Annotated in this window: 18 protein-coding genes; 3 read left to right on the top strand and 15 right to left on the bottom strand. The window is 48.0% G+C overall.

Annotation, left to right across the window (positions count from 1 at the left end; all coding sequences use genetic code 11):
* Positions 1-102: 102 nt before the first annotated feature.
* The 9 genes from FCU94_RS01040 to pyrB form a co-directional block, all read right to left on the bottom strand.
* Positions 103-585 (bottom strand): hypothetical protein, encoded by a 483-nt coding sequence (locus tag FCU94_RS01040; protein WP_176286731.1) that lies wholly within the window; start codon positions 583-585, stop codon positions 103-105.
* Between the two features lie 95 nt (positions 586-680).
* On the bottom strand, positions 681-2,408 hold the full coding sequence (locus FCU94_RS01045; protein WP_176286732.1) for a sodium:solute symporter family protein: 1,728 nt from the start codon (positions 2,406-2,408) through the stop codon (positions 681-683).
* Positions 2,409-2,420: 12 nt separating this feature from the next.
* A complete protein-coding gene (locus FCU94_RS01050; protein ID WP_176286733.1) occupies positions 2,421-2,684 on the bottom strand; it encodes a DUF4212 domain-containing protein in 264 nt (87 codons plus the stop codon).
* A gap of 213 nt (positions 2,685-2,897) precedes the next feature.
* Complete coding sequence (locus FCU94_RS01055) at positions 2,898-3,527, bottom strand: MarC family protein (RefSeq protein WP_176286734.1); 630 nt, start codon at positions 3,525-3,527, stop codon at positions 2,898-2,900.
* Between the two features lie 104 nt (positions 3,528-3,631).
* Positions 3,632-4,267: a response regulator gene (locus FCU94_RS01060; RefSeq protein WP_176286735.1), complete on the bottom strand. Its 636-nt coding sequence runs from the start codon at positions 4,265-4,267 to the stop codon at positions 3,632-3,634.
* Positions 4,268-4,512: 245 nt separating this feature from the next.
* Positions 4,513-6,312, bottom strand: a complete 1,800-nt coding sequence (locus tag FCU94_RS01065; protein ID WP_176286736.1) for a protein-disulfide reductase DsbD — start codon at positions 6,310-6,312, stop codon at positions 4,513-4,515.
* Positions 6,313-6,454: 142 nt separating this feature from the next.
* Complete coding sequence (locus FCU94_RS01070; RefSeq protein ID WP_176286737.1) at positions 6,455-6,943, bottom strand: arginine repressor; 489 nt, start codon at positions 6,941-6,943, stop codon at positions 6,455-6,457.
* 294 nt (positions 6,944-7,237) lie between these two features.
* Complete coding sequence (gene pyrI, locus FCU94_RS01075; protein WP_176286738.1) at positions 7,238-7,702, bottom strand: aspartate carbamoyltransferase regulatory subunit; 465 nt, start codon at positions 7,700-7,702, stop codon at positions 7,238-7,240.
* A gap of 17 nt (positions 7,703-7,719) precedes the next feature.
* Positions 7,720-8,649 (bottom strand): aspartate carbamoyltransferase, encoded by a 930-nt coding sequence (gene pyrB / locus FCU94_RS01080; protein ID WP_176286739.1) that lies wholly within the window; start codon positions 8,647-8,649, stop codon positions 7,720-7,722.
* A gap of 243 nt (positions 8,650-8,892) precedes the next feature.
* On the opposite strand from pyrB, the gene FCU94_RS01085 reads away from it, so the two are divergent.
* Positions 8,893-9,075, top strand: a complete 183-nt coding sequence (locus FCU94_RS01085; protein WP_176286740.1) for a hypothetical protein — start codon at positions 8,893-8,895, stop codon at positions 9,073-9,075.
* On the opposite strand, the gene FCU94_RS01090 is transcribed toward FCU94_RS01085, so the two are convergent.
* The 6 genes from FCU94_RS01090 to aspA all read right to left on the bottom strand — a co-directional run bounded on the left by FCU94_RS01090 (position 9,072) and on the right by aspA (position 17,965).
* A complete protein-coding gene (locus FCU94_RS01090) occupies positions 9,072-10,082 on the bottom strand; it encodes an ornithine carbamoyltransferase (protein WP_008078865.1) in 1,011 nt (336 codons plus the stop codon). The genes FCU94_RS01085 and FCU94_RS01090 overlap by 4 nt on opposite strands.
* A 172-nt stretch (positions 10,083-10,254) precedes the next feature.
* Entirely contained in the window at positions 10,255-11,166 is a 912-nt protein-coding gene (gene arcC / locus FCU94_RS01095) for a carbamate kinase (protein ID WP_176286741.1), read from the bottom strand.
* 55 nt (positions 11,167-11,221) lie between these two features.
* Positions 11,222-12,445 (bottom strand): arginine deiminase, encoded by a 1,224-nt coding sequence (arcA, locus tag FCU94_RS01100; protein WP_176286742.1) that lies wholly within the window; start codon positions 12,443-12,445, stop codon positions 11,222-11,224.
* A 673-nt stretch (positions 12,446-13,118) separates the two neighbouring features.
* The gene (locus tag FCU94_RS01105; RefSeq protein ID WP_176286743.1) at positions 13,119-14,567 is read right to left on the bottom strand and encodes a YfcC family protein; all 1,449 of its coding nucleotides are present in this window, start codon (positions 14,565-14,567) and stop codon (positions 13,119-13,121) included.
* Positions 14,568-15,057: 490 nt separating this feature from the next.
* Positions 15,058-16,365: an anaerobic C4-dicarboxylate transporter gene (locus FCU94_RS01110; RefSeq protein ID WP_176286744.1), complete on the bottom strand. Its 1,308-nt coding sequence runs from the start codon at positions 16,363-16,365 to the stop codon at positions 15,058-15,060.
* Positions 16,366-16,513: 148 nt separating this feature from the next.
* Positions 16,514-17,965, bottom strand: coding sequence for an aspartate ammonia-lyase (gene aspA / locus FCU94_RS01115; protein ID WP_176286745.1), 1,452 nt, complete (start codon positions 17,963-17,965; stop codon positions 16,514-16,516).
* A 329-nt stretch (positions 17,966-18,294) separates the two neighbouring features.
* On the opposite strand from aspA, the gene FCU94_RS01120 reads away from it, so the two are divergent.
* Complete coding sequence (locus FCU94_RS01120) at positions 18,295-18,810, top strand: FxsA family protein (protein ID WP_176286746.1); 516 nt, start codon at positions 18,295-18,297, stop codon at positions 18,808-18,810.
* A gap of 350 nt (positions 18,811-19,160) precedes the next feature.
* Entirely contained in the window at positions 19,161-21,764 is a 2,604-nt protein-coding gene (locus FCU94_RS01125; protein ID WP_176286747.1) for an ExeM/NucH family extracellular endonuclease, read from the top strand.
* Positions 21,765-21,825: the final 61 nt, after the last annotated feature.

The following is a 21,825-nucleotide window of genomic DNA, read 5'->3' on the forward strand; positions in this document are numbered from 1 at the left end:
TCCCTAACTCGGTCTCGCTTTCCTTTCGAGGATGACAGTTATTTGTTGGTAGCAAAAAGGGTTGACGCCATGCGTCAACCCTTTAAAAAATCTCTCGCTGCTCTATTCCGTAAACAAGGTCTCGTATTTAACAAAAGCGGTTTGAGTTTCGCCGTAATAGAGCGTGCCTTCTGACTGGATCGCGACGCGTAACCAACTCTCTTCAGAAGTGGGTTTGGGCAGTGAAATTGTCCAGTGTTTGCCGCTCTCATCCATTGCCTGCATATCCTTAGGCTGAACACTCTTCTCTGGGTTAGCGACGATCGATAACTTGACGCCATCAAGAGGGTACGCCGCTTTCAGTGAAAGCTCGAGTTCTTGGGATGTCAGCTTTTCAGAGCGAAATTGCACTTTGAATTCACCGTTCTCCATATCACACAAGCCGCTGGTATAACGACAGTTCGACTTTGCTGCCAATTTATAAGTGGCGCCTTCTTTTGCTGCATGCGGTTTTTCGCTAAGCGCGAGGTCGGTACCGAAATAGGCAATCAAAGATAAGATAGGGGCGATCAGTAAGGCGATGAGAAAGTGCTTATTTTTGAACATCTTGGCTTCCTTGCTACAACAGACTTCAATAACGTTAACTGAAAATAGAGAATAAAAAAGCCCCGAGTGGGGCTTTTGTGTGTTGAGTATTATTATTAGTGGTCGACTGCTTCGCCAGCACCGACTGGTACACGTACGTGTTCAACCAGATCTTTCACTTCTTGTGGCGTTTCAGCTGTTACTTTCGATACAGCAAAGGCGACGATGAAGTTAAACAGTGCACCAATTGCACCAAATGCGTTTGGCTCGATGCCTAGGAACCAGTTGCTACCCCAGCTTTCTAGGTAAGTCCAGTCCGCGACAAATAGGATGCCTTTGTGCTGGAACACGTAGAATAGAGTGATACTGATACCCGCAATCATACCTGCGATTGCGCCTTCCTTATTGATACCCTTGCTGAAGATACCCATCATCAGTGCAGGGAAGATGGACGATGCGGCGAGACCAAAGGCCAGTGCTACTGTACCTGCGGCAAAGCCTGGTGGGTTGAGGCCAAGATAACCCGCCACTGCAATCGCCACCGCCATCGAGATTCGACTGGCGAGCAGTTCTTTCTTCTCAGATATATTCGGATTGATAACGCCTTTGATTAAGTCGTGTGATATCGCGGACGAAATAGCCAGCAATAGACCTGCCGCCGTTGATAGTGCCGCTGCCAGACCACCTGCTGCCACTAGAGCGATGACCCAGTTTGGTAGCTTCGCAATCTCTGGGTTAGCCAGTACCATGATGTCACGGTCAACTTTTAGCTCATTGGTGGCTGCGCTAGATGTGTATTGGATGTTGCCATCACCGTTTTTATCTTCGAAACCAAGTAGACCTGTTTTCTCCCAGTTCTTGAACCAGTCTGGACGCTCATCATAAGCAAGGTGCTGGCCTGGAGCTGGGTTAACCGTATCCATTAGGTTTAGACGAGCCATTGCCGATACTGCTGGAGCAGTCGTGTATAGGATAGCGATGAAGACTAGAGCCCAACCTGCAGAAGTACGTGCGTCACGAACCTTAGGTACAGTGAAGAAACGGATGATTACGTGTGGCAGACCCGCCGTACCGATCATCAGTGACATAGTGTAAACGAACATGTTGAGTGTATCGCCACGGACTTGGGTGGTGTATTCACTAAAGCCGAGTTCGGTGACCACCTGGTCGAGCCTATCGAGCAGATACACATCGGTGCCTTGGATAGTACTACCTAGGCCTATCTGAGGTAGAGGGTTACCCGTTAGCTGCAGAGAGATAAAGATTGCTGGAATAGTGTAAGCTAAAATGAGTACGCAATATTGAGCAATCTGCGTGTAAGTAATCCCTTTCATGCCGCCCATTACTGCGTACATGAATACGATACACATACCGATCAGAAGACCAGTAGAGTAATCCACTTCTAGGAAACGGCCGAACGCAACACCCACACCTTTCATCTGACCGATAACGTAAGTGACCGACGCGATGATAAGACACACAACCGCCACGATACGCGCTGCGTTTGAGTAGAAACGCTCACCTACGAACTCTGGTACTGTGAACTTGCCGAACTTACGTAGGTAAGGGGCAAGTAGAAGCGCGAGAAGTACGTAACCGCCTGTCCAACCCATTAGGAAGACTGAGCCGCCGTAACCCATAAAGGCGATCAGACCCGCCATAGAGATAAACGATGCGGCTGACATCCAGTCTGCTGCGGTTGCCATGCCGTTAGCGATTGGGTTAACACCACCGCCTGCAACATAGAACTCTTTCGTTGAGCCTGCACGTGCCCAAATCGCAATCCCGATGTAGAGGACAAAAGTCGCACCAACTACGAGGTAAGTGATAGTTTTCAAATCCATCTGAGTTACTCCTTACTCATCTACGCCGAATTCACGGTCGATTTGGCGCATCTTCCACGCGTAGTAGAAAATAATACCTAGGAAGGTATAGATAGAGCCTTGCTGAGCAAACCAGAAGCCTAGCTTGTAACCACCTAGTTGAAATTGATTAAGTACGTCGACAAATAAAATGCCGCAGCCAAATGAAACGACAAACCAAACGACCATCAAAGAGATCATCAGTTTTACGTTTTTATCCCAGTAGGCCTTGGCTCGTTCCTGACTTTCAAACGCCATTGCCGTCTCCTTACGTGTTTGTTGTTAAGAAAATGTTTCAATATCTACATTAGCAAGGGTAGGGCAAGAACTCTTTTCAACTTTAGTCGGGGTGTAAAAAACAAAAAGCGCCGCAAAATAAGGCGCTTAATGGTAGTTGATGAGAAAATGTGATGTTAATGTTGTGTTAAATTAGCCGAAAGTCTAACGTTTGCGGGTCTATTTAGGTGAATTTTAGCCACCGAGATAGAATTCTTTGATCCCCATCAGCAGATTGTTCACCGCCACGGCGGCCAAAATAAGCCCCATTACTCGGCTGATAATGGCGGCGCCAACATTGCCAATCCATTTTTGTATGTGGGTAGCGCCAAGCAGTAAAGCCAAAGTAATCAACAGCACTGAAATCATTACCGCGGCAGTCAAACCTTGGTCTATCCACGAATAGCGATGATTGTCGGTGAGCATCACGATTGCCATCATCGCACCTGGTGAAGCAATTGATGGAATCGCCAGTGGGTATACCGCGAGATCAGCCAGGTCGGAATGGCTTACCTCTTGTGATAGTTTGGCTTCTTGTTCGGGTTTGGATTCGCCAAAGATCATGGTTAGCGCAAATAGCAGCAGTACTAATCCACCAGCAGCTTGGAAGGCGGGTAAGGGGATTTGCATTGCTTCAAGTAAAAGCTGGCCCACCACAAGAAAAAACAGCAGCACACCAGTGGCGATGCCCACCGCTTTTAACGCAACAAGTCTGCGCTGCTTCGCGGTTAAGTGATGAGTTTGTGACAGATAGACGGGAACAGAGCCGACCGGATCAATCACGGCCCATAAAACAACGAATTGAGTGATTAAGACACTTAGCAAGAGATGTACTCCCAGAGTTAGTGAACAGAGGGGTAAATCAGATTGTTGCCTGACTCGGTGAGTTTAGCAAAATGTAGTATTAGAAAGTGTCAGATTGGCGTTAGTTAAGTTTCAGATTCAAGCTGTTGAAGTAAAATAACGGCTTGAGTGCGATTTTTTACCCCTAACTTTCTGAAGATTGCGGTCATATGGGCTTTAATAGTGGCTTCTGAAACATTTAACTCATAAGCAATCTGCTTATTAAGTAAGCCATCAGATAGCATACCGAGAACTTTATATTGTTGAGGCGTTAAAGTGGCAATTTTTTCCGCTAAGTCATTGCATGCCGCATTGTTGGTGATTGAACCTTCTGGGAAAAAGGGTTCGCCATTGAGAACTTGATTCAATGCACTGACCAGCTCTCGCATATCACTCGACTTAGGGATAAAACCAAACGCACCGTGGCTTTTTACTTGGGTAACCACTGCGGACTCTTCGCTGGCAGACACGACGACTATCGGTAGGTCTGGGTACTCCGCGCGTAACTGGATCAAGCCTGACATACCATTAGCGCCTGGCATTTTAAGATCAAGCAGCAGTAAATCGGGCTCTTGCTCTTTGGCTAACAGCGTCAGTAGTGCTTCAAGTGAGTCTGCTTCGAGTAGGTTCGCGCCACTGACCGCCATATGCACCGATTGAAACAGCGCGTTGCGAAATAGCGGGTGATCATCAGCGATGATTATGGTGTAAGTCGAATCCATGACGTTAACTACTTATGAAGGTTTGGTTAATAGAATTATTAACACCTTTGCATTTGTGGACAATATTTATTCGCTAAAAGTCTGAACTGTATCGGGTTTTATTAGCGATATTGCATATTGATATCAGCCAAAGCCAACAAATGCCCATTTCTGCTACGCCGTTTATGGATATTTGCTCACTTTGGCTGGTACTTGGTCGCTAACTGCAAGAGCACCAATTTACTTACTGGCGCTGTTTGAATTGCTTAAAGGTTATGGGTGTCCAAATGCTCGAGGAAGGTATCGGCATCCATAAAACCGGTAATTCGCCCACCGGTGACATTAGCGCCATCCGTTGACCAAAACTCGATCGTAGGCAGGCCTAACACGTTAAGCTTTTTCAGTAGCTCAATGTCTTCGACTTGGTTGCGGGTAACGTCTGCTTGCAGTAACACAAAGTTCTTTAATCTGGCTTCGACTTGTGGCTGGTGGAAGGTGTATTTCTCAAACTCCTTACACGCAACGCACCAGTCTGCGTAAAAGTCGAGCATTACAGGTTTACCCGCTTGCTTGGCTAGCGCGAGTTGCTGCTCTAGTTGGTCGACATTACTAACACGAATAAACTCGATCTGATTTTGTTGCTCGCTAGCTGGGGCCGCGAAATAGTATTGTAAAGCGGGTTGTGCAGACGCAAACAGCCCGAGCACTGCTATGATCCCAATGGTGCTCTGTTTCCAACCGCCGAACTCCAAACTGTTTTTAACATGATAAAGCCAGCCAAAAGCGGCGATACCAAGCACGGACCACAAACCGGTTGCCCACACTGGCGGTAAGATACGTTCGAGTAAGAAAATAGGCGCCGCCAGCAACACGAAACCGAACAGGGTTTTGACTCGGTCCATCCAGTTGCCTGCTTTGGGGAGTAGCTTATTGCCAAATACGGCCACCAACATTAGCGGAATCCCCATGCCGATCGCGAGAGCGTATAGAGCGATGCCGCCAGTCAAAAGATCACCGCTTTGCGCCACATACAGTAGGGCACCGGATAACGGCGCCGTGGTGCAGGGCGAGCAGACCAAACCTGAAATCGCACCCATCGCGAAGACGCCGAGTGTACTGCCACCTTGCTGCTTATTGCTGAGGTTATTGAGCCAAGTTTGCATTCCGCTCGGTAATTGCAGGGTGTAGAGGCCAAACATCGACAGAGCGAGCGCGATGAACAGGACACTTAAGCCGATCAAGACGTAAGGGTGCTGCATGGCGGCCTGAAACTGCAGCCCAGCGGAAGCGACAACGAGCCCTAGTAGGGTATAAGTGAGCGCCATGCCTTGCACATAGATGAACGCGAGGCCCAGCGCGCGACCATGACTCAGCTTGCCACTGCCGAGCACGATACTGGTTAAAATGGGGTACATAGGCAGAACGCAGGGCGTAAACGCGAGACCTATACCGAGCGCCAAAAACAGAACTGGCGTCCACCAGGTGTCACTGAGTTTAGAGGCAAGGCTGGCATCGCTGGATTGAGGTGCGACGTTAGCTGACCCTTGGGTAGAGGCATCGGCCGGTTGTTTTGTCATCACTGTTTCGGCATCAGAAAACTGAAAGCTGGTGATATCGACAATGCGCGTTTCTGGCGGGTAACAGAACCCTGCTTTGGCACAGCCTTGATATTGGACGATCACACGGGCGCCAGATTGATAGTTGAGCAGAGGCACTTCGACAAACAGAGGTGAAGTGTAGATGTTAACGTCACCAAAAAATTCATCTTTATACGGCTCACCGTCGCGCATATTGATTTCACCAAGCTCGACGTTTTCCCCCGCCACAGAGATTCGGTGCTGGTAAAGGTAGTAATCTTCCTTCACTTGCCAATCGAGCATCAGGCGATCGCCTTGCTGGAAGGCATTAAAAGGAAAGGCTTGGTCAACGGGAACGAAGCGATTGTTATTGGTGAAACCAGTGTTGTCGGTAAAGCTAGGCGCAGCGTTTGAGTTACCAAATAATGCCATCGCTGGCGCAGAGATAACGCTGAAACAGAGCAAAAATACAGAAAAGGCGAAGCGCATAAATCGTCACAAGAGTAAAATTTGGTTTATTTTAACTCAATCAGACAGGAGAAAGGGGGAATTAGTTTCACCCTAAGGTCAGAAATGTTTGATAGGCATAAAGTGAGCCGCCACCTCACGGTGAGGTGGCGCGGTAAAACCCTTATGCAACGCCTAAACGCGCGCGCACGACGCGCTCGCACGCATCGATATGATCGATATCTTTCGGGATCACCAATACAGTGTCATTGCCGCCGACGGTCCCTAAAATTTCTGTATGTGGGTCAATATCCACTAGGCGCGCGACCAGTTGCGCGCTGCCTGGGTGGGTTTTTACCACCACCATGGCCTGATTGTGGGTGATAAATTCGATTTGAGACGAGATAGAAGACTCAACTCGAACGGGAGCGGTTTCGACGGTAATGCAATAGACCTTCTTACCGCAGGCATTTTGTACCTTTACCACGCCCAGTTGCGAAAGTAACCGAGAAACGGTCGACTGGCTGATCCCTTCAAAACCGATGTTAATCAGGGCCTCACGGAGCTCGTTTTGAGTGGTAAAGCTTTGTTGTTGCAGTAAGCGCTTACATGCAGCAGTCAGTGTTTTGTCTTCACTGTAATCAATCGTGGTTGGATTTAGAGTTTCACTCATGGGAACTCCTCAAAAAAACATGACGTAGGGTGGTTCGTCCATGCAACAATCAGCGCCCTTCTTTCCTTACGGGGCTGGCGAGTCTTGAGCGTTCACTTCTGCGGTGAATTAGTCATTTACTGGATAATACCACCAAAGTATATGTGGCTTTGTGAATGGGATCGCCAAACAAACAACTAGTTAATTACAAAATAGTTAGAGTTATATTCTAGCGGTACTGGATAATTATTTCACTCAAGGAATAATTATCCAGTGATAAGGGTAGGTATTGAATGGTACGGCTGCAGTGCCGGGTTAACGCGCCTCGGTCATGATTTCACGAGAGAATACTTTTTCACAGTAGTGACATTTAAGTTGGACGCTCTCGTGTTTTTGCTGCACTTTAAAGCGGCTCTCGACTGGCTCGCCGTGCGAAATACAGTTGCTGTTCGGGCACTCGAATACGCTTTCGATGCTATCAGGTAGCACCAAGTTGAGCTTGTTAACGACCTTGTACTCTTCGATTTGATTGACCGTAGCTTTAGGCGCATACAGAGCCAGTTGATTGGCTTGCTCTTTGGTCAGGTAGACGTTTTCAATCTTGATTAAGTCTTTGCCACCGAGCGCCGATGAAGGCAGATTTAAGCCAATAGTGATGCGCTGGTTGGCCTTGTGCATCTTGAACAGTTTGAGCACTTTAATGCCGACGTTTGCAGGGATATGGTCAATGACTGAACCATTACGAATCGCTTCTACTTGTAGTTGAGTTTGTTTCACCATGATAAGTCTCCTGCAGATTAAAGGGTTTCGTTAAGAACAAGGGCAAGCAATGCTTCACGCGCGTAGACGCCGTTTTCTGCTTGCTCAAAGTAGTAAGCGTGTTTGGTTTTATCGACATCAACGGTGATCTCGTCAACGCGTGGGAGTGGGTGTAGCACTTTGAGATTGTCGCGCGCGCCTTCCAAGGTTGCTGCCGTTAGGATAAAGGCTGATTTCATATGCGCGTACTCTGATTCATCAAAACGTTCTTTCTGTACCCGAGTCATATACAGCACATCCAGCTCTGGCACCACTTCTTCAATGTTGTTGTGCATGCTGAACTTGATGCCTGCTTCTTCAAGCTCTTCACAGATGTACTCTGGCATGGCCAGTGCGTCGGGTGCGATAAAGAAGAAACGCACGTTGTTGAACTTGGCTAAGGCTTGAGTCAGCGAGTGAACGGTACGGCCATATTTTAAATCACCGACAAACGCGACATTGAGGTTATCGAGCGTACCTTGGGTTTCATAGATAGAGAACAGATCGAGCAGGGTTTGAGTTGGGTGTTGGTTGGCACCATCACCGCCGTTAACAATCGGTACACCCTTTGAGAACTCAGAAGCCAAACGGGCAGCTCCTTCTTGTGGGTGGCGCATCACAAACGCATCGACATAAGAAGCGATCACTTGAACCGAGTCAGCTAATGTCTCGCCTTTTTTCGCCAGAGAGGTATTGCCGCCGTTATCAAAACCAATCACGCTGCCTCCAAGGCGTTCAACCGCCGTCTCAAACGAGAGGCGAGTACGAGTCGATGGTTCAAAGAAACAGCTCGCCACGACCTTGTTTTTAAGCAGTTCTGGGTTCGGTTCTGCTTTCAATTTAGCCGCCGTGTCGACGATCAACTCCAGTTCTTCACGGCTGAGCTCAGGGATAGAGATAATGTGCTTTTTGAATAACGAATGCGCCATAGCTTACTTCCTCGTCGTAAATGACAGACAAAAAAAAGCCCCCTAAAAATAGGAGGCTGATGGTAGATCGACGGAGACAAAAAATAGAACAGCGAACGTCCCCGATTCAGGGCGCGTTTTATAACAACGTTGGGTTGCATTGAGCTGCTTCACTTATGTTCTCCTAGACAAATTGCGGAGGATTATACGGACAAAAACTAGCAACGCAAGCGTTTGCGTGAACTATCCAGAAAATGGATTTTTATGCGAACTTGGCTGATTTTGAGCCTCTTTTCTCGTCCTTTGTTGCAACTTGGCTTTGGCCGTTTTAGTGGTATTTTGGCTGAACGCGGGATGAAAAAAAATGCGGGCTTTATTCACTGCCTTTTCAAGGCTGAGAACGCCACCCGCATTTCCCTGCAAAATACACTGACTAGGAGAGATTAGTCGCCTAGTGTCGCAACCATCACTGCTTTGATGGTGTGCATACGGTTTTCTGCTTCATCGAAGACGATAGAGTGTTTAGACTCAACCACTTCATCTGTCACTTCTACGCCATCTTTCAGTTGTGGGTATTCTGCCGCTAGTTGCTTACCTACCGTGGTATCTTCACCGTGGAAGGCAGGTAGACAGTGCATGAATTTCACATGTGGGTTGCCTGTTGCTTTTAGCATCTCCATGTTGACTTGGTAAGGCATCATTAGGTTGATACGCTCAGCCCACGCTTCTTTCGCTTCGCCCATCGATACCCATACGTCAGTGTATAGGTAGTCACAGCCTTGAACGCCTTCTTGAACGTCTTCAGTTAGAGTGATTTTCGCACCTGTCTCTTCTGCGATTTCGCGACATGTTGCTACTAGCTCTTCTTCTGGCCAGAACGCTTTTGGTGCGACTAGACGGATGTCCATGCCCATTTTCGCCGCGCCCACCATGAGTGAGTTACCCATGTTGTTGCGCGCATCACCTAGGTAAGCAAACTTCATTTCGTGTAGCTGTTTGCCGCGGCCGTGCTCCATCATAGTGAGGAAGTCAGCTAGGATTTGAGTTGGGTGGAATTCGTCTGTTAGGCCGTTCCATACTGGCACGCCAGCGTAAGCGCCTAGCTCTTCAACGATCTCTTGACCGAAACCACGGTACTCGATGCCGTCATACATGCGGCCAAGAACGCGAGCGGTATCTTTCATTGACTCTTTGTGACCGATTTGAGAACCCGATGGGCCTAAGTAAGAAACTTGAGCGCCTTGGTCAAAAGCGGCAACTTCGAATGCACAACGAGTACGAGTTGAGGTTTTTTCGAAGATCAGCGCAATGTTTTTGCCTTTTAGACGAGGTTGCTCATAGCCGTTGTATTTTGCTTTTTTCAGCTCCGCAGAAAGATCCAAGAAGTGTTGGATTTCACGTGGAGTAAAGTCTAGTAGTTTTAGGAAGTTACGGTTGCGTAGGTTGAAAGCCATGATGTTTTCCTTCTTAGGGTTTAGCGCTCTCTTATTGCAGGGAAAGAGGTAAGAAAACGCAGCAATTAATAATGTTGGTTGCTTTAAGTGTTTGCCACAGTGGGGAGCGAGGCATGAGTGTCTTGATTCAACGAGGGGTGACCTCTCGATGGCTCGCTCCAGCTATAGGTTTTTAGCCTTTAGTGATATTGGTGCCCGCGGTGCCTTGAAGGATGCGTAGGCCATCTTCTAGCGAGCCGATACCGACCACTTTTCCGCCTTGCTTGATGAACTCGCACGAGGCTTCGATTTTTGGTCCCATGGAACCTGCATCAAACTCGTATTTCGCCAGCTCAGTTGGCGTTGTGCCGCGCAGTGCGTGTTGGGTTGGTTTGCCCCAATCGAGATAAACAGCATCGGCGTCAGTGAGGATAAGCAGCGCATCCGCATCAAGCTGTTTCGCGAGGAATGCTGCTGACATGTCTTTGTCGATGACCGCTTCCACACCAACAAGCTTGCCGTTTTCGCGTTTGACTGGGATGCCGCCGCCACCAGTACAAATCACTAAATGACCTTGTTCGATAAGTGCGGTGATCGCTTCGTGCTCGACAATGCCAGTCGGTTGTGGGCTTGGCACCACGCGGCGGAAGTGTTTGCCGTCTGGTTTGATGGTCCAGTGGTATTTCTCTGCCAGCTCACGCGCTTCTGCTTCTTCGTAAATCGGCCCAATTGGCTTGGTTGGGTCCGCAAAGGCTGGGTCGCTAGGGTCAACGGTCATCTGGGTAAGCATGCAAGTCGCGTTAACGTTAGGCATCTGGTTTTTAAACTCTTGCATCAGCATGTAACCGATCATGCCTTGCGTTTCGCTGCCCAATACGTCGAGTGGGTAAGGGGCTACTTTTTTGTATTCCAACCCTTGCAGTGCTAATAAGCCAACTTGTGGGCCGTTACCATGCACTAGCACCACGTTGTACTCTTGTGCGATTTCAGAAATGGTCTTAACCGCGATTTCGATATTGTGGCGTTGTACTTCTGCTTCTAATGGCTCACCGCGACGAAGTAGAGCGTTACCGCCTAGTGCTACAACAACTGTTTGTTTTGTCATGTTGAAAATCTCTCTGCAGTGGCGAGAGCCAAACTCTCGCCTTTTAATCACTTACTTAGATGCCGTCACGCTCGATTGGGCAGCTCATGCAGCGCGCGCCGCCGCGACCACGACCTAGCTCATCACCTGGGATAGGAAGTACAGTGATGCCTGCTTTGTCGTATTTTTCGTTGGTGTAAGTGTTGCCTTCGTAGCCCACCACGACGCCTGGTTTGACGGTGAGAACGTTGTTGGCATCGTTCCACTGTTCACGTTCAGCGTGGAAGTTGTCACCTCCGGTAGTGATGAGGTTGAGCTTGTCGACGCCCAATGCTTTTTCGATGGCCGTAACGAAGTAGCCTTCTTCTTTCACGTTAACAGCGCCAGACTCGTCACCAGTTAGGCTCCAACATTTGACATCTTTGCGTACCACTTCTGGGTAAACCGAGAAGGTGTCTTCGTTCATGTGTGTCATGACGGTGTCTAAGTGCATGCAAGAACGGTGTTTTGGTAGCTCCATTGCAATGATTTGCTTGGCTTGACCGTGCTTGAATAGGCCGGATGCTAAGTGTTCAACACCTTGTGCGGTGGTGCGCTCAGACATGCCGATAAGCACGGTGCCGCGACCGATAACTAAGACGTCGCCGCCTTCGATGGTCGAGTTGTCGTAGTTGATGTTCTCTTCGTCGCCGAAGTACTTGATGAAGTCTTGACCGGCGAAGGTTGGATGCCAGCGATAGATGGCACGTACATGGTTGGTCTCACGTTGACGAGCCGGTTTCGCCATTGGGTTAATCGAAACGCCGCCGTAAACCCAGCAAGAAGTATCGCGAGTGAATAGGTGGTTTGGTAGTGGCTCAATGATGAAGTCTGTTGGCGCATGTAGGCCTTGCATCATTGAAGAAGACTTCATTGGCATCTCTGCGTAAGAAAGGCCACCTGTTAGAATTTTTGCGAGTTCTAGATTTGGAAGATCACCTAGGTAGCAGCGAACGTCGTTAGCGAATGTTTTACCTAAACGGTAGTCAGACACTTGGCGATTGAGCAACCACTCTTTCGCTTCTGGCACCGCTAGCGTGTCTGCGAGTAGGTCAGTTAGAAGAAGCACTTCAACCCCTTGCTCACGTAACGTTTGAGTGAATACATCGTGCTCTTTACCTGCACGTTCAACGGCTAGTACATCATCAAATAGCAGTTCGTGGCAGTTAGATGGAGTTAAGTGAGTCAGAGCTCGTCTAGGACGGTGAACCAGAACGCGACGTAATTGACCGATTTCAGAACCTACGTAAAACTTACTCATGATCGTATCTCTCTTATTTATAATTAGTCTTTATTTAAAAACTAATAATTAATTTGTAGGGAATAGAAGCGTGAATTAATTTATTCACTTATTTTGTTTCTGGAATTCATATTACGCTTGTTGGTCGGGGAATCTTAGAGGTCAGTCACAGTTCGTTTTTTATGCTTCAACCCCTGTTCTATAAGGGTTTTAACAATATCTATGCAGTTGTTATCTTGCTGTAACACCCCTAAATAGCCACTGGATGTGGAAGTTTATGCAGGTCAATATCCAAGATGCTAGATGAGGATTAATTAATAGGAAAAATATGCACTATAAAATTAATGATAGCGCAGTGAATAAAGTGGAAATATGCAATGATTCATTATAGATAATTGCTTTTCGGGTGTTATTTGTTCGGTTTATAACAAAATATTTGCTAATAAATGCTGTGTTGGTCACATATTATTATTTTAATTATGTTGGCTGGAGAGAGAAATTAATAATTAAATTTTATTAATAAGGGTACTTTTTCTAATGAATAAGCTAGCGAGACGGGTAATAGCTTGGCAGCAGGTGAAGCGGAAACCACTCCATGACTTCAACAACAAGAAAAGCCGCACAAGGCGGCTTTGAGAGGGGCTCACGTCCTGTGAGCCAGGGTTAGGAAAAGAAACTTTGTTCGTGTGTGAGGTTAAATCAACGCACCGACGCTCAATACCACAACACAGAATAGGGTTAAGATAGCCAAAAGAGGCGCCACCCATTTAACCCAGCGGACATAAGGCACGCGTGCTATCGCCAAGCCCCCCATTACTACAGCTGAGGTAGGAGTAATTAAGTTGACCAAACCTGAGGCCGATTGGTAAGCCGTAATAACCAGCTCACGACCAACGCCGGCGAAGTCTGCCAGTGGTGCCATGATTGGCATGGTGAGTACCGCTAGACCTGAGGTCGATGGTACGAGGAACGATAGCAGAATCTCTAAGAAGAACATCACGTTGATGAACACCACTGACGATAGGCCTGTCACCATCTGCTCTGCAGAGTAAAGAATGGTGTCTGTTATCATACCGCGGTCCATCACCACGACGATACCGCGTGCGATACCTATAATTAGGGCAACACCGAGTAGGTCGCGAGCGCCGTCAATAAAGCTGTTGGTGAACTCTTCTTCGCTCATACGCGCGACAATACCGACGATAATGGTTGCAGCGAGGAACATCGCAGATATCTCTGCCATCCACCAGCCTGCTACTGAGACACCGTAAATCATCACACCGAACGAAGCACCGAAGATGGCAAGAATCGCTTTGCGGGTAGTGGTGAACTCTAAGCCTTCTTCAGATTGGTTGCCGAGGAAGTGCGCTTTATTTTCGTCGTATTTGTCGTAAACGATAGATTTAGATTGGTCTTGACGTACCATGCGTGCATAACGCATCACATAAGCCACACAGATAGCCCAGCCAATCACGAGCATGATCACGCGTAGCATGATGCCGTCGGTAAAAGGGATGCCCGATGCGTTGGCGGCAATAACGGTGGCAAATGGGTTAATGGTGGAACCCAAGCAGCCGATCCCTGCGCCAAGCAGAACGGTCGCCGCGGCAACAACCGGGTCAAAGCGTGCAGCCATCATCACAGGGACGAGTAAGGTGTAGAAAGGTAACGACTCTTCCGCCATACCATAGATGGTCCCGCCGGCGGCAAATAGCGCCATCAGTATCGGTATCATCATCTCTTCGCGACCTTCTAGGCGGTGCGTGACGCGCTCTATACCCGCGTCAATTGCGCCTGTTTTGGTCACTAGGCCAAGGAAACCACCGATCACCAAGATGAATAAGGAAACGTCGATAGCTGCGGCTTCGTAGCTGTTGTGATCGTAGAACCCATCAATAGGAGCAAGGAGCACATCAATCACGCCTTGAGGGTTGCCTTCAACCGCTTGATAGGTGCCAGTGACGGGCACTTCTCGCCCTAAGTCTTCGTTCATTGCGCGGTCGTATTGGCCCGCAGGCACAATCCAAGTCAGCATCGCCACTAGGGCAATAAGAACAAACAGAATCGTGTAGGCGGAAGGGAACTTAAAGTTGGCAAAGAAGCCGCCTTTTTTTTCTTCGGTAGGTACAGTTTGAGTTGTCATAGCGATCTCCTTACTTTTATTTATATACCAATAAATAAAAGTGAATCAGCGACTAATAGTTATTAAATAATTCACCCTTTGCAGAGTAAGTTATTGGTATTAGGGATTAAAATTTGGGTTGGCTCATACCCTATAACGCTATTTTAAAAGCATTAAACGGTGAGTAACTTTGGTGATCTTCACAAAATTATACTGCTGGTTTGGTGGTCTGTTTTTGCTCACATAAATAGCCGATTATTTGGTTGCAATAGGTGGATTAATATTCCTGATCTATTCTTTTTTTGTAGGGTTTTAGCCTTATGTTTATCGGGGCCAAAAATAATGCGGAATTTTATTCAAAGCGGCGGATTTAAATGCAGGGAAAGTTTTTGAATACTTTATTGATTAAAGTCAAAAATACAATGTGAGCTAGGTTTTTTTACACTTTGTAAAATAAAAGGGAGCTAAGCTCCCTTTATTGTTATTGCGGTTTAATTAATCTACTACATGCCTAAATGAGTAGGCCGCCAAAGGTGAAACCAAGGGCAACGGCAGAGGCGATAGTCACCACACCTGGGATGAAAAATGGGTGGTTAAATACATACTTACCAATCCGTGTTGATCCCGTATCGTCCATTTCTACTGCTGCCAATAGAGTTGGGTAGGTTGGTAGAACGAATAGTGCACTCACTGCCGCAAATGAAGCCACGGCTGTGAGTGGCGCGACACCAATCGCAAGTGCTGCTGGCATTAGCGCTACCGTAGTTGCACCTTGTGAGTAAAGCAGCATTGAAGCGAAGAACAACACCATGGCCAGCATCCAAGGGTAGTCTGCTAGCAGCGCGCCCGCGACGTCTTTGATGCCGTCGACGTGCGCGTTGACAAAAGTGGAGCCAAGCCAAGCTACACCGAGTACACACACACAGGCCGTCATGCCCGAGCGGAATGTCGCCGCAGAAGGAATTTTCGCTGCGTCAATTTTGGTGATCAACACTATCGCGGCCGCCGCCGCTAGCATTACGGTCATGATCGCTTCGTTTCGGCCCAGGGCAGGATCCTTGATTAGGCCAACAGAGCCTGATATCGCCGCGGCATAACAGACAACAAAGCCAATCGCGGCCAAGAAGATGTAAGTCGCGGTTTTGGCGGTAGGTAAAATCTCACGTTTTGTTTCACCGCTCAGTTTGATTAAACCTTGCTCGAGACGCTCTTGATAAATGGGATCGTCTTTGAGTTCACCGCCCATAAAGTTCGCGACAAAAGCGCCAATCATACAGGCGACAAACGTGGTTGGAATGCAGACGGCCAGCAGGGTTAAGTAGTCAACCCCCATTGGTGCAAGCATCGCCGCAAACGCGACGACAGCGGCAGAAATGGGCGAAGCGGTAATGGCAATTTGTGAGGCAACCACCGCAATCGACAGTGGACGAGATGGGCGAACACCTTGACCTTTCGCCACTTCAGCAATGACTGGTAGAGTGGAAAACGCGGTGTGACCCGTACCGGCCATCAAGGTCATAAGGAAGGTGACAATCGGCGCGTAGAAGGTGATGCGCTCAGGGTGTTTACGCAAAAAGTTTTCGGCCACTTGTACTAACCAATCCATACCACCGGCGACTTGCATCGCCGCAATCGCGGTAATGACCGACATGATAATAAGAATAACGTCGACAGGGATAAACGCTTGGCTGGTGGGGACGCCCAACACCAGCGACAGAGCGATCACGCCCGCGCCACCCGCTAAACCAATGCCAATTCCGCCAGTTCTTGCTCCTAAATAGATAAAGAGCAGAACGACAATGAGTTCGACTGCTACCATATTGATACCTCTCTAATGTGAATGATGATTCTGATTATCTAACTATTCAGGTTCTAACTAGTTAGATAATGGGAATTAAATCCTTTGCAAAAGTAAGGAAATGGCTAAAAGGCCGAAAAAAGGGCCGCGAGGGCCCTTTATCACGCGACTATTCGTAGCGTTTGGCTTTATAGGTTGGATGCATGAAGTTTTCCACCGAGAGGATATCGTCCAACTCTTCTTCCGTCAGTAGCCCGCGCTCTAGAACCACTTCGCGCACACTCTTGCCAGTTTCTGCACAGATCTTACCGACAATGTCTCCTTCGTGGTGACCAATGTATGGGTTGAGATAAGTAACGATACCGATAGAGTTGTAAACGTATGCTTCACATACTTCTTTATTGACCGTGATGCCGTCGATGCACTTGTCGCGTAGGTTGATACACGCGTTTGATAGGATAGAGATAGATTCAAACATGCTTTGCGCAATCACGGGCTCCATCACGTTGAGCTGGAGCTGACCGCCTTCTGCTGCAAACGAAATGGTGTTGTCGTTCCCCAATACTTTAAAGCACACTTGGTTAACCACTTCAGGCACTACTGGGTTGACTTTCGCTGGCATGATGGATGAGCCCGCTTGCAATTCCGGCAGGTTCAACTCGTTAAGGCCCGCGCGAGGACCCGAAGAGAGCAGGCGCAGATCGTTACAGATTTTAGATAGCTTAACGGCTAGGCGTTTTAGCGCGCCGTGGGTCATCACGTAAGCGCCGCAGTCTGAGGTCGCTTCAATTAAGTCTTCCGCGGGAACCACGTCTAAACCTGTCACTTCAGCGAGATGTTTCACTGCCGCGGCTTGATAGCCTTGTGCAGCGTTAAGCCCAGTACCGATAGCTGTGGCGCCTAGGTTGATCTCCAGCAGTAGTTTGGACGTGTACTCAAGGGCGCGGATTTCTTCATTTAAGGTCACAGCCCAAGCGTGGAACTCTTGACCGACTGTCATTGGCACCGCGTCTTGAAGCTGTGTGCGGCCCATCTTCAACACGTCTTTGAACTCTTGGCTCTTGAGCTCGAACGCGCCTTTTAGGTACTCAATTGCTTCAATGAGTTTGGCCACGCTGTTGTACACCGCGATACGGAATCCGGTTGGGTACGCGCAGTTAGTCGATTGGCTCTTATTCACGTGATCGTTCGGGTTGATGAACTGGTACTGGCCTTTTTCCTTGCCCATCAGTTCTAATGCCAAATTGGCGATCACTTCATTGGTGTTCATATTGACCGAGGTGCCCGCACCACCTTGGAACACGTCTGAAGGGAACTGATCCATGCACTTACCTGTTTCAAGGATCACATCACACGCTTCAATGATATAGTTCGCGACGTCTTTTGGTACTACGCCCAGCTCCTTATTGGCAAGGGTGGCGGCTTTCTTAGTCATGACCATACCACGAACAAACTCAGGGACATCTGAGATGGTCATGTTGGAGATATTGAAGTTTTCAATGGCGCGCAGAGTGTGAATGCCGTAGTAAGCGTCGGCAGGAACATGACGCTGGCCGAGTAAGTCTTCTTCGATGCGGGTTGCTGGAGTTGCCATTTGAGGGGCATCAGTTAGGGTAGCCATACAGGATCCTTAGAGATTTATTCTGATATTAAGGGTAACTTCTAGCCATATCTGTAGTTTAAGAATCCATTCGGCAGAGTTTTTGGCTGTATAATCCGTCCTGACTTATGTGGCACATAATACTGTACCTAGCGCATAAAAATAGTAACTTGATCACCTTTTTTGCTTTTATTTTCTTAAAGTTCTGCAAACTATGAGCAGGGTAGATATCGCCTTTTTTGAAGCGAGGAAAAGCTCGGGTCCGGGCGAGTGATAGACACGAATCGTTACCGCTTTCGTTTGAGCTCTTTCACCTTTGCACGTACACTGATCTCAACAAAGGAGGGCGTGTGTTTCCTATCTTACTTCTACTCTTTATTTTTGTTCCTATCATTGAAATAGGGCTTTTTATTCAAGTCGGTGGTTATTTGGGGCTATGGCCGACCATCGCCTTAGTGCTGGTTACTGCATTTGTTGGTGCGTCTTTGGTGCGTAGTCAAGGATTACAGACTCTGATGTCAGTGCAAGCGCGCTTGCAGCAAGGGGAACTGCCAGCACAACAGATTTTTGAAGGTGTGATGCTCGCGGTGGCTGGCGTGCTGTTATTAACGCCCGGTTTTATGACTGACGCGCTCGGTATGCTGGTCTTGCTACCCGCGCCTCGAGCGGCCATTGCTAAATATTTGATGAGTAAAATGGTGGTTAAGTCTGTGGGAGGAGGATTTCACGGTAGCTTCAATGGCCAACCTTTCGAGCAAGGACCGTTTGATCAAGACCCTTTCAAGCGACATGATTCATCCGGCAATACCTTTGAGGGTGAGTACCAACGCAAAGACGATGACGATGATCGTAATCGGCTCAACTAACCAAACGTGAATCACTTATTAAAGGCGCGTAACAACGCGCCTTTTTTGATCTTGAGTGATAAGCTAACGGTTGAGTACTTACTCTATTTATTAGCAAAAGCTTAATTAATTCAATGCAATAGTCTCATTATTGAAACTTCTGTTATCCTCGAATGTTGAAAGTTTGACCGCGCTTCAATTATTCATCATATCTATGAGATCGAAATCTCACTGTCACTGAATGTAATTTTTAGTTTCATAAAAAACATCAACACTGAGCATGGTTTTAAAATAACTCGTCACACAAAAAGTGATTTGGAACACGCTTTCTCGTTGAGCTTCAACACTGAAAGCGATGCATGGTGGATAACATGAAACAAAAATTAACTCCTACACTCCTTGCCGCAGTGGTTGCCGGCGTTCTTTCTTCTCCAGCGATGGCAGACATCATCATCTCTCAATATGTAGAAGGTGGTAGCTACAACAAAGCGATTGAGATTGCCAATACAGGTGATAGCGCAGTGTCGTTGGATGGCTATGAGCTGGCTAAACAGAGCAATGGCGCAGGCGAATGGGGCAGTAAGCTCTCATTAAATGGACAAATGCTGGCGGCGCAAAGCGTTATGGTGGTGGCACATACGAGTGCCAGTGATGACATTAAAGCCGTTGCCGATGTGTTAAACAGTGCAACGACGAACTTTAATGGCAACGACCCAATGGCATTGCTAAAAGACGGTGCGGTGCATGATGTGATTGGTAATGTGGATGGCGGTAGCGACAACTTTGCTAAAGACGTTACCCTTGTGCGTAATACGGATGCGATGACGCCCTCTTCTACCTATGACGCTTCTCAATGGTCATCGCTGGCGAAAGACAGCATTGAGGGTTTAGGCACCCTTGATGGCGGCACAGCACCGGAACCGTTCACTTGTACCCAAGATGGCCAGACGCCAAGCTTCACTGCAATCCAAGAGATTCAAGGCGAAGGGGATACCTCACCGTTTATCAACGGCTACCCATACATTACAGATGAAGAGTTCTTCGTTAAAGGTGTGGTCAGCGCTGTAACGACAGGGTTAACCAAAGGCTTCTACCTACAAGCGTTAACTGACGACTACAATCCACAAACGTCTGAAGGTTTGTTTGTACACACTAACCAATCAAGCTCTGAGCTAAAAGCGGGGGATGTGGTGTGTGTCAAAGGTAAGGTGCAAGAGTACTACAATCACACCCAACTCAAAGCAGAGAACAACAACTGGGTGAAGCAAGGCGAACAAGCGGCGCCAAGCGCGACAGATATTGAGATCTTAGCCAGTGATGCCAACTTTGACCGTACTCTAGAGCGCTACGAAGGCATGCTAGTGCGCACCACAGAAGCGCTCGATATGCGTGTGACCCGTACCTTTGGTTACGACTACGCAGCGCGTCGTAATAATATGGTCCTCGCTCAAGGCCGCATCAGTATGCAGCCAAACCAAAACTTCGCTGCAGGCTCGGAACTGGCTAAGCAGCAGAGTATCGAAAACGCAGAGCGCCGTCTGTATGTCGAATCCGATCAGAAAGCGGCCAATGGTCAAATTCCTTATTACCCAGAGTTTGGTCGCACAGATGTTGACCAAGATGGCTCAACCGAAGATTACATCCGTGTCGACGACACCATCGTCGGCCTAGAAGGTGTGATCACCTACAACTATGGTGACTACCGCCTGATCCCAACCAATACCTTAACTAGCGAAAGCTTTGTACGCAACGACCCACGCACGCAAGATATTGAAATGAAAGAGGGCGACTTACGTATCGCGACGTTCAACGTGTTGAACTACTTTAACTCGCCATTTGGTGGCGACGCCAACCCACATGGCAACAATCGTGGTGCCAACAACTTTGAAGAGTTCGAAGTACAACAAGCGAAGATCGTTAACGCGATTCTACGCCTCGACGCAGACATCATTGGCCTGATGGAAATTGAGAACAACGGCTTTGGTCAAAGCGGTGCTATTCAACAATTGGTTGAGCAGCTTAACCAGCGCATTGAGCGTAAGAAAGATCGCTACGCCTTTGTTGCTGTCGATAGTAATGGCGACCAAGTCGCGGATGAAAATGACTACATCGGCACCGATGTGATCACTACTGGGGTGATCTATCGTCCTAAAATGGTCAAGCTTAAAGAGTCTCGCGTGATTGCTATGCCAAGCCAGCAAGCGCCAGAGGTGCTAGACGATAAAGGCAAAGTGATTGAAGACGGTAAGAACTACCAACGTGATTCTCTAGCGCCAACCTTTAAAGTGAAAGGCACCAAAGAGACGCTCACCGTTGCAATCAACCACTTTAAATCAAAAGGCTCTAAGTGTTGGGAAGATGCGGCACCTGTTGAGCAAGGTGGTCAAGGCGGCAAAGATCTCGATAAACAAGGTTCGTGTGAAAACTTCCGTGTAGCGGCCGCCGTTGCACTGGGTGATGCACTGAAAGAGATCGATGGTCATAAAGTGATCTTGGGTGACATGAACTCTTACGGCATGGAAGACCCAATGTTAGTACTGACCGATTACAGTCAAGAGAAGTACGGCAAAACCATCAAAGCCGCACGTAACACTTACATTGGTGGCGAAATGCAGTTTGGCGACCAAGGTGCCGTGATCACCGACAGTTACGGCTATATCAATGCAGTAGCGAAAGCGCATCCAAACAGCTGGAGCTACTCGTTCAACGATGAAGTCGGCGCGCTCGACCACTTGTTGATTAGCCCAAGCCTAGAGAAGCACTTTGTGGATGCCACAGACTGGCACATTAACGGTGGCGAATCGACCTTGTTTGACTACAACGACGAGTACAAAGGTGACCTGCCCAAGTACAGCGATCACTTCCGTTCATCAGACCACGATCCTGCGGTACTTGAACTGAAGATGGGCGGCTCTTTTGGCATAGGTGCCATGATGTCGCTATTCGGCCTAGCGCTGTGGCGTCGTCGCCGCTAAGTGATTAGTTGACATGTGAACGCCAGCCAATTAATTGGCTGGCGTTTTGTTATCTCTAACT

It is taken from the genome of Vibrio sp. JPW-9-11-11 (assembly GCF_013369335.1).
Classification (GTDB): Bacteria; Pseudomonadota; Gammaproteobacteria; order Enterobacterales; family Vibrionaceae; genus Vibrio.

What these genes read in the sequence shown, in the direction of transcription:
- FCU94_RS01040 (WP_176286731.1), bottom strand. Translation starts at nt 585, where the DNA reads ATGTTCAAAAATAAGCACTTTCTCATCGCCTTACTGATCGCCCCTATC.
- FCU94_RS01045 (WP_176286732.1), bottom strand. Translation starts at nt 2,408, where the DNA reads ATGGATTTGAAAACTATCACTTACCTCGTAGTTGGTGCGACTTTTGTC.
- FCU94_RS01050 (WP_176286733.1), bottom strand. Translation starts at nt 2,684, where the DNA reads ATGGCGTTTGAAAGTCAGGAACGAGCCAAGGCCTACTGGGATAAAAAC.
- FCU94_RS01060 (WP_176286735.1), bottom strand. Translation starts at nt 4,267, where the DNA reads ATGGATTCGACTTACACCATAATCATCGCTGATGATCACCCGCTATTT.
- FCU94_RS01065 (WP_176286736.1), bottom strand. Translation starts at nt 6,312, where the DNA reads ATGCGCTTCGCCTTTTCTGTATTTTTGCTCTGTTTCAGCGTTATCTCT.
- FCU94_RS01070 (WP_176286737.1), bottom strand. Translation starts at nt 6,943, where the DNA reads ATGAGTGAAACTCTAAATCCAACCACGATTGATTACAGTGAAGACAAA.
- pyrI (WP_176286738.1), bottom strand. Translation starts at nt 7,702, where the DNA reads ATGGTGAAACAAACTCAACTACAAGTAGAAGCGATTCGTAATGGTTCA.
- pyrB (WP_176286739.1), bottom strand. Translation starts at nt 8,649, where the DNA reads ATGGCGCATTCGTTATTCAAAAAGCACATTATCTCTATCCCTGAGCTC.
- FCU94_RS01085 (WP_176286740.1), top strand. Translation starts at nt 8,893, where the DNA reads ATGCGAACTTGGCTGATTTTGAGCCTCTTTTCTCGTCCTTTGTTGCAA.
- FCU94_RS01090 (WP_008078865.1), bottom strand. Translation starts at nt 10,082, where the DNA reads ATGGCTTTCAACCTACGCAACCGTAACTTCCTAAAACTACTAGACTTT.
- arcC (WP_176286741.1), bottom strand. Translation starts at nt 11,166, where the DNA reads ATGACAAAACAAACAGTTGTTGTAGCACTAGGCGGTAACGCTCTACTT.
- arcA (WP_176286742.1), bottom strand. Translation starts at nt 12,445, where the DNA reads ATGAGTAAGTTTTACGTAGGTTCTGAAATCGGTCAATTACGTCGCGTT.
- FCU94_RS01105 (WP_176286743.1), bottom strand. Translation starts at nt 14,567, where the DNA reads ATGACAACTCAAACTGTACCTACCGAAGAAAAAAAAGGCGGCTTCTTT.
- FCU94_RS01110 (WP_176286744.1), bottom strand. Translation starts at nt 16,365, where the DNA reads ATGGTAGCAGTCGAACTCATTGTCGTTCTGCTCTTTATCTATTTAGGA.
- aspA (WP_176286745.1), bottom strand. Translation starts at nt 17,965, where the DNA reads ATGGCTACCCTAACTGATGCCCCTCAAATGGCAACTCCAGCAACCCGC.
- FCU94_RS01125 (WP_176286747.1), top strand. Translation starts at nt 19,161, where the DNA reads ATGAAACAAAAATTAACTCCTACACTCCTTGCCGCAGTGGTTGCCGGC.